The 6,879-nt window shown below is 65.4% G+C and carries 5 protein-coding genes; 1 reads left to right on the top strand and 4 read right to left on the bottom strand.

Annotated elements, in window-relative coordinates; genetic code table 11:
• Positions 1-136: 136 nt before the first annotated feature.
• Both DOM32_RS16355 and DOM32_RS16350 read right to left on the bottom strand, forming a co-directional pair.
• Positions 137-1,687, bottom strand: a complete 1,551-nt coding sequence (locus tag DOM32_RS16355; protein ID WP_071232705.1) for a DHA2 family efflux MFS transporter permease subunit — start codon at positions 1,685-1,687, stop codon at positions 137-139.
• Between the two features lie 35 nt (positions 1,688-1,722).
• On the bottom strand, positions 1,723-2,832 hold the full coding sequence (locus DOM32_RS16350) for an HlyD family secretion protein (RefSeq protein ID WP_110636508.1): 1,110 nt from the start codon (positions 2,830-2,832) through the stop codon (positions 1,723-1,725).
• A gap of 120 nt (positions 2,833-2,952) precedes the next feature.
• On the opposite strand from DOM32_RS16350, the gene DOM32_RS16345 reads away from it, so the two are divergent.
• On the top strand, positions 2,953-3,600 hold the full coding sequence (locus DOM32_RS16345) for a TetR/AcrR family transcriptional regulator (RefSeq protein ID WP_071232703.1): 648 nt from the start codon (positions 2,953-2,955) through the stop codon (positions 3,598-3,600).
• A gap of 27 nt (positions 3,601-3,627) precedes the next feature.
• Here the strand turns inward: DOM32_RS16345 and DOM32_RS16340 are convergent, their stop codons facing one another.
• Positions 3,628-5,868, bottom strand: coding sequence for a xanthine dehydrogenase family protein molybdopterin-binding subunit (locus DOM32_RS16340; protein WP_110636506.1), 2,241 nt, complete (start codon positions 5,866-5,868; stop codon positions 3,628-3,630).
• Between the two features lie 12 nt (positions 5,869-5,880).
• Complete coding sequence (locus DOM32_RS16335) at positions 5,881-6,867, bottom strand: FAD binding domain-containing protein (RefSeq protein WP_110636503.1); 987 nt, start codon at positions 6,865-6,867, stop codon at positions 5,881-5,883.
• Positions 6,868-6,879: the final 12 nt, after the last annotated feature.

Genomic DNA, 6,879 nt, shown 5'->3' with positions numbered 1-6,879 from the left:
CTTCGAGCTTCGCCAGAATGATACGCCGACGATCCCAGCCCCCAGCCCGCAGCCCGCAGCCCGCAGCCCGCAGCCCGCAGCCCGCAGCCCGCAGCCCGCAGCCCGCAGCCCGCAGCCCGCAGCCCGCAGCCCGCAGTCAATGCTCGATCTTCTTGAGCAGAAACACCAGCGGCACGCAGAGCAGATAGATGCAGCCCAGCCACAGGAAGATGTCGTTGTAGGCCAGCACCTGGGCCTGGACGCCGAAGCGCTGGCCGAGCAGGGCCACGGCGCTGTGATAAGGGTCGGCGACGTGACCGACCAGCATCGCCTGATAGTTGTCAATCTGCTGCTGGACCGCGATTCGCCCTTCGTTGAGCGCCGGGATCAGCTGATTCCAGTGATAGTCCACCCGCCAGTCGCGAACGGTATCGAGCATCGCCAGGCCGACCGCGCCGCCGAGGTTGCGCATCACGCTGAAGAGCCCAGCGGCATTGCCCAGCTCCTGCGGTGGCAACGTGCCCAGGGCGATCCGTGACGCCGGAATGATGCACAGGATCATGCCCATGCCGCGCACGATCTGCGGCCAGAAGAACTGCCAGAAGCCGGATTCGCTGGTCAGGTTGTTGTTCATCACCGTCCCGATGCCGATCAGCGTCAGACCGAAGAACAGCAGCACGCGCAGGTCGACCGAATTGGTCAGCCGCCCCACGATCGGCGCGGTGAAAAACATCGCCACCCCGGTGACGAACATCACCTCGCCGATCTGCAGGCTCGAATAACCGCGTACGCCACCGAGGAACAGCGGCATCAGGTAGACCAGGCCGTACATCGCGATCCCGACCACGAACACCAGACCGGTACCGATGGAGAAGTTAAGGTTCTTGAACGCGTGAAGATCGACGATGGGGTGATCATAGCTGAACACTCGCCAAAAGAAGCCGACACACGAAGCCGCGCAGAGCAGCGTCATCCACACGATCAGCTCGCTTGCGAACCAGTCGTCGCCCGGCCCTTCCTCCAGCACGAATTCGAGGCTGCCGAGAAACAGCGCGATCAGGATCAGGCCACGGAAATCGAGCCGTTTGGCGACGCTCGCATCGCCCTCGTCGATATCGAGGAAACGCCACGCCGCGAGGGTCACGAAAATCCCCGGCACCACGTTGGCCAGGAACAGCCAGTGCCAGCTGAAGAGCTCGGTGACATAGCCGCCCACCGTCGGGCCGATCGAGGGCGCCATGGTCACCACCATGCCGATCACGCCCTGGACCGCGCCCATCGCCCGGCGCGGAAACAGCGTGAAGCTGATCGCCTGGGTGATCGGAATCATCGCGCCACCCATGAAGCCCTGGATAGCGCGCAGCACGATCAGTTGCTCGATGTTGTTGGCCAGCGCACAACCGAGACTGGCCAACGTGAAGCCGGCGCAGGAGATGACGAAGGCGACGCGGGTGGAGAGCCAGCGCATCAGCACACCGGAGAGCGGGATCATGATGATCTCCGCGACCAGATAGGAGGTCTGGATCCAGGAGATCTCGTCGCTCGAGGCCGAAACCCCGGCCTGGATCTCGTTCAGCGAACTGGCGACGATCTGGATATCCAGGATCGCCATGAACATGCCGAACACCGCCGCGATGAACCCGAAGCGGTAGTGCCACGAGGGCATCTCCTGCGGGCCGGCCCCTGAGGGTGCTGCGACTTCACTCATGGCCGACACTCATGACCGATACGCACGGCGCGGATTCACGACTTGTCGTCGACGGCAAGATCCGAACCGTCGTCGAGATGCGGGCCGGGGTCGAAATAGATCGCCTGGCCGTCGACCTCGCGGGTATCCACGGAGGGAACCACCGAAAGGCCGGACTGCAGCCGCCACAGCTGCTCCTCGGGGCCGGTGACGCGAATCTTGACCGGCACGCGCTGGACGATCTTGTTGAAGTTGCCGGTGGCGTTGTCCTGCGGCAGCAGGCTGAACTGGGTGCCGGTGGCTGGCGCCACGCTGTCGACCTTGCCGGTGAACTCGATGTCGGGATAGGCGTCTACTTCCAGCGCTACCGGCTGACCGACTCGCATTCTTCCGATCTGGGTCTCCTTGTAATTGGCGACCACGTAGGCCGTCTGGACGGGCACCAACTGCATCAAGGTGAGCGAGGGCTGGGCCAGATCACCGGGCTCGACGGTGAGATTGCCGATCACGCCGTCGCGTCTGGCGACGATACGGGTCTTCTCCAGCTGGCTCTGGGCGTAGTCGATATCGGCCTGGGCCGCCTCGCGATTGGCCTTGGCGCTGTCGATCGAGGCCTGGTCCGCCGACAGCCGACGCTTCGCCGACTCGACGCTCGCCTGACGCGCCGCCAGCGTTGCCTGGGCGACGCGCAGCGTGGCCTGATCGTCCTGCAGCTGCTGGCGCGAGGCGTAATTGTTCGCCGCCAGCGACTGCGAGCGTTCGAGATGCTGGCGCGCCTGGGCGACATCGGACTGCGCCGCCGTCACCTGCGCCTGGGCCTCGTCGATGCTGGCCTGGTCGAGCGCCACCTGGCGTTCCGCCTGGGTCACGTTGGCGGTGCTGACGGCCAACTGCGCCCGGGCTTGCGCCAGCTGGCTACGGGTATCGCGGTCGTCGAGCTGGACCAGCAGATCGTCCTGCTTGACGCGCTGGTTGTCTTCCACCGCCACCTCGGTGACCCGCGCACTGATTTCGGCGCGCACGGCGACGCTATCGGTATGCACGTAGGCGTTGTCCGTCTCGACGAAATAGCGGCCGGTCTGCCACCAGTGCCACGCGAAAATCAGCGCCACGACCACCGCGATCAGTATCACTGCCGCCGAATAGAGTTTCTTCTTGATCTTCATGCCGAGCCTATTTTCATGCCGGAGACGCACACCCACTTAATGTGTAGTGTAGACTACACTATCTTTTTAAAAACGCCACCGGGCCACCGAAATCGGACCACGCCGGCACGAGGAAGCGCCATGTCATCGCCAGCCCCCAAAGACTCCCCACCGACGACCGAGCGCGGCCGCCAGCGTCGGGATGCCCTGCTCGACGCAGCGCAACGGCTGTTCCTCGAACATGGCTATGGTCAGGTCAGCGTCAACGATATCGTCGCCCAGGCTGGCGGTTCCCTCTCCACTCTCTATCGCCACTTCGGCAACAAGGAAGGGCTGTTTCAGGCAATGATCGAACGCCGTTCGCATCATATCTACGACACCCTGACCGCCGAGGGCGTCGACGAACTGCCCATCGAGGCCGCGCTGCAACGCCTGGGGATCGACCTGCTGATCAAGGTGATGGACGAGGAAACCCTGGGGATCTACCGCGAGGTCGTGGCGGAAAGCCCTCGCCAGCCGCCACTGGCCCGGCTGTTCTTCGACGGCGGTCCGGGCCGCGTACGCCGTGCGCTGGCGGACTACTTCGAGCGCCGGATGCAAAGGCAGCTCATGCCGGCCTGCGATGCCGTCGAACTCGCCGGCATCTTTCTCGGCATGCTGCTGGGCGAATGGCACCTCATCCGCGTGCTGCAACTGGAATCGCCGCCCTCACGGGCGGCGATGGAGAAGCGCGTCACGCGTTGCGTCGATCTGTTTCTGCGCGGCGCGATGGCGGCTCGAGCGGAATAGCCCGCCGCACCACGCGCTACCAGAACATCACCGGGACGCGATCAGATCAGCGATCTTGATCGGCATGTCTCGGATCCGCTTGCCGGTGGCGTGGTAGACGGCGTTCGAGATCGCCGCCGCCATGCCGGTAATCCCGATCTCGCCGATACCCCGGACGCCGAACTCGTTGAAGTTGTAGTCGGGGTTGTCGAGCAGCTCGACCTCGATATCGGGAATGTCGGCATGCACCGGCACGATGTAGTCGGCGTAGTTGTTGTTGTAGATGTTGCCCGCTGAGTCGTACTCGGTCTCCTCGAACATGCCCATGCCCATCCCCATCACGATCGCCCCTTCGACCTGGTTCCTGGCAGTCAACGGGTTGATCGCCCGGCCGACGTCGATCGTGCTGACCACACGAGAGACCCGCAGGCGTGAAATGCCCGGGTCCCAGCGTACCTCGACGAAGTGGGCACCGAACGAGCGAAACGAGAACTTGTCCTGCTCTTCGCCCGGCGCCGCGCTGGCCTCGCCTTCCGCCATGCCGCGCTGCAGCTTGTCGAGCAGCTCGGCGAAGGAGAGCGTCTGGCTGCCGTCGCTGAGCGTGCCGTTCTCGAACGTGAGCGCATCGGCTTCCTTGCCCTCGAAAGGCGCGCCGTCGGCGATCGCGAGCTGCTTGAGCTGTTCGATCGCGTCGCGGGTCGCTCCGGCCACCGCCGGCAGCGTGGTGGCGGTCGCCATCGAACCGCCGGAGAGCGGCCCGGCCGGCAGGGTCGAATCGCCCAGCTTGACCTCGATGCGCTCGAGCGGCACGCCGGTCAGTTCGCTGGCGGTCTGGGCGACGATGGTATAGGTGCCGGTGCCGATATCCTGGGTGCCGCAGGCGACCTGCACCTTGCCGTCGGCGCGCAGTTCGACCCGGGCCTTGCAGTGGCTGCGCATCGCCTCCCAGGTGGCATCCGCCATGCCCCAGCCGATGATCTCGTGACCATCGCGCATCGAGCCGATCTGCGGATTGCGTTTCTCCCAGCCGAAGCGCCGCGAGGCGTCGTCCCAGCATTCGCGCAGATGGTTGCCGGACCACGGCAGATCGGCGGAAGGATCGCGCTCGGCGAAGTTCCTGCGACGCAGCTCCAGCGGGTCCATGCCGAGTTCGATCGCCATTTCGTCCATGGCGATCTCCAGCGCCACGCTGCCCGACACTTCTCCCGGGGCACGCATCGAGGTCGGCGTGCCGTGATTGACCTGGACCCGGCGCTGCGACACCGAGACGTTGTCGCAGGCGTAGACCCGTGGCGTGCCGCTGCCGACCGACTCGGTATAGGCATCGACGAACGAGGTCTCGTTCTGGCTGTCGTGGCGGATCGACAATAGTTTGCCGTCGCGGTCGGCGGCCATGCGAATGCGCTGGCGCGAAGCCGGGCGGTTGCCGGCGCTGCAGAAGTTCTGCTGGCGCGACAGCACCGTCTTGACCGGCCGGCCGACCATCTTCGCGGCGACGGCGGTGATCACCGCATGCGGCCACATGAACAGCTTGCTGCCGAAGCCCGAGCCGATGTAATGCGCGATGACGGTGACCTTCTCCGGCGGAATCCCGAAGATCTGCGCCATGGCGTTGCGCTGGAACACCACGCCCTGGGTGGATTCGTAGATGGTCAAGCGATCGCCATCCCAGGTCGCGTTCGAGGCATGCAGCTCCATCGCCACGTGGGTTTCCATGGCAATGGTGTAGGTGTGATCGAACTTGACCGGCGCCGACTCGAAGGCGCCTTCCGGGTCGCCCCGCGACACCGCTTCGTCGCCGGCCTCCTCGCCTTCGTCATCGGTCTGGAACAGCCCCGGCACCGCCGTTTCCTCCTCGTAGCGCGCGGTGACCAGCCGTGCGGCGGCACGCGCATGCTCGAAGGTGTCGGCGATCACCATGGCGATGTACTGGCCTTCGTAGTGAATGCCGTCGTCCTCGAACGGCAGACGCGCTTCGCCGACCTTGTTCTGCTCCGCCATGGTGTTCGGCGAGTGGAACAGGCGGCCTTCGGAGCCGCAGGCCGGGTTGTTGTCGGAATGCTGCAGCGCGGGGAAGTTGCCGCGATGGACGATCTCGATCACGCCCGGCGCCTGGCGCGCCGCATCGAGATCGAGCCCCACGAGCCGGCCGCGGGCAATGGTGCTCGGCACCGGATAGCCATAGACCTGACCGGGCAGGTTGTGATCGGCGGCGTAATCCGCCTTGCCGGTCAGCTTGAGTTCACCGTCGATGCGGGTCGTGCGGTGACCAATGATTGATTCCGTCATCGTTGCCTCTCCTTAGCCCTGTGCGGTCACCGTCGCGAGTGCGCGGACGATCGCCTGCTTCGCCAGTGGAATCTTGAACGCGTTGTCGCGATGCGCCACGGCGCCGGCCATGGCCGCCTCGGCCGCTTTCTCGAATGTCTCCTCCGTCGCGGGCTGGCCGCTGAGCGCCGCTTCCGCCTCATGAGAGCGCCACGGTTTGGTGCCGACGCCGCCCAGGGCGATGCGCGCTTCACGGATGGCATCGCCGTCCATGGCCACCACGGCAGCGCAGGAAGCCAGCGCGAATTCGTAGGACATCCGGTCGCGCAGCTTGAGATAGTGGCCCCTGGCGCCGTCGATCGGGGCATCGAGGGTAACGTGGGTGATCAGCTCGCCATCGTTCAGATCGTGCTCGCGCTCCGGCGTATCGCCCGGCAGCAGGTGGTACTCCTCGAAGGGAATGTCGCGGGTGCCGCCCGGTCCCTCGACGGTGATTGTCGCGCCCAATGCCTGCATGCCCACGCACATGTCGGAGGGGTGCACGGCAATGCAGTGTTCGCTCGTCCCCAGCACCGCATGGTTGCGGTTGATGCCTTCCAGCGCGCCACAGCCGGAGCCGGGTTCGCGCTTGTTGCACGGCCGCGCCGGGTTGCGGAAGTACGGGCAGCGGGTGCGCTGCATGACGTTGCCGGCCGTGGTGGCTACGTTGCGCAGTTGGGTGGAGGCGCCGGACAGCAGCGCCTCGGACAGCACCGGATAGTCGGCGAGGACACGCTCGTGGTAGGCCAGGTCGGTATTGGTCACCAGCGCGCCGATCTTGAGCCGGCCGTCGTCGAGTGATTCGAGGTCGGTCAGCGGCAGCCGGTTGACGTCGACCAGACGCTGCGGGCGCATGATGTCGAGCTTCACCATGTCGATCAGGTTGGTGCCGCCGGCGATGAAATCGGCGCTGTGGTCGTTGCCATGCAGAGCGGTCGCCTCGGCGACATCCCCGGCGCGCTGATAGTCGAAGTTACGCATACAGGAAGTCCT

This window comes from Salinicola salarius, from assembly GCF_003206135.1.
Taxonomy (GTDB): domain Bacteria; phylum Pseudomonadota; class Gammaproteobacteria; order Pseudomonadales; family Halomonadaceae; genus Salinicola; species Salinicola salarius.
Note: the sequence above shows the minus strand (reverse complement) of the source record. Positions and strands in the feature narration are given on the sequence as shown.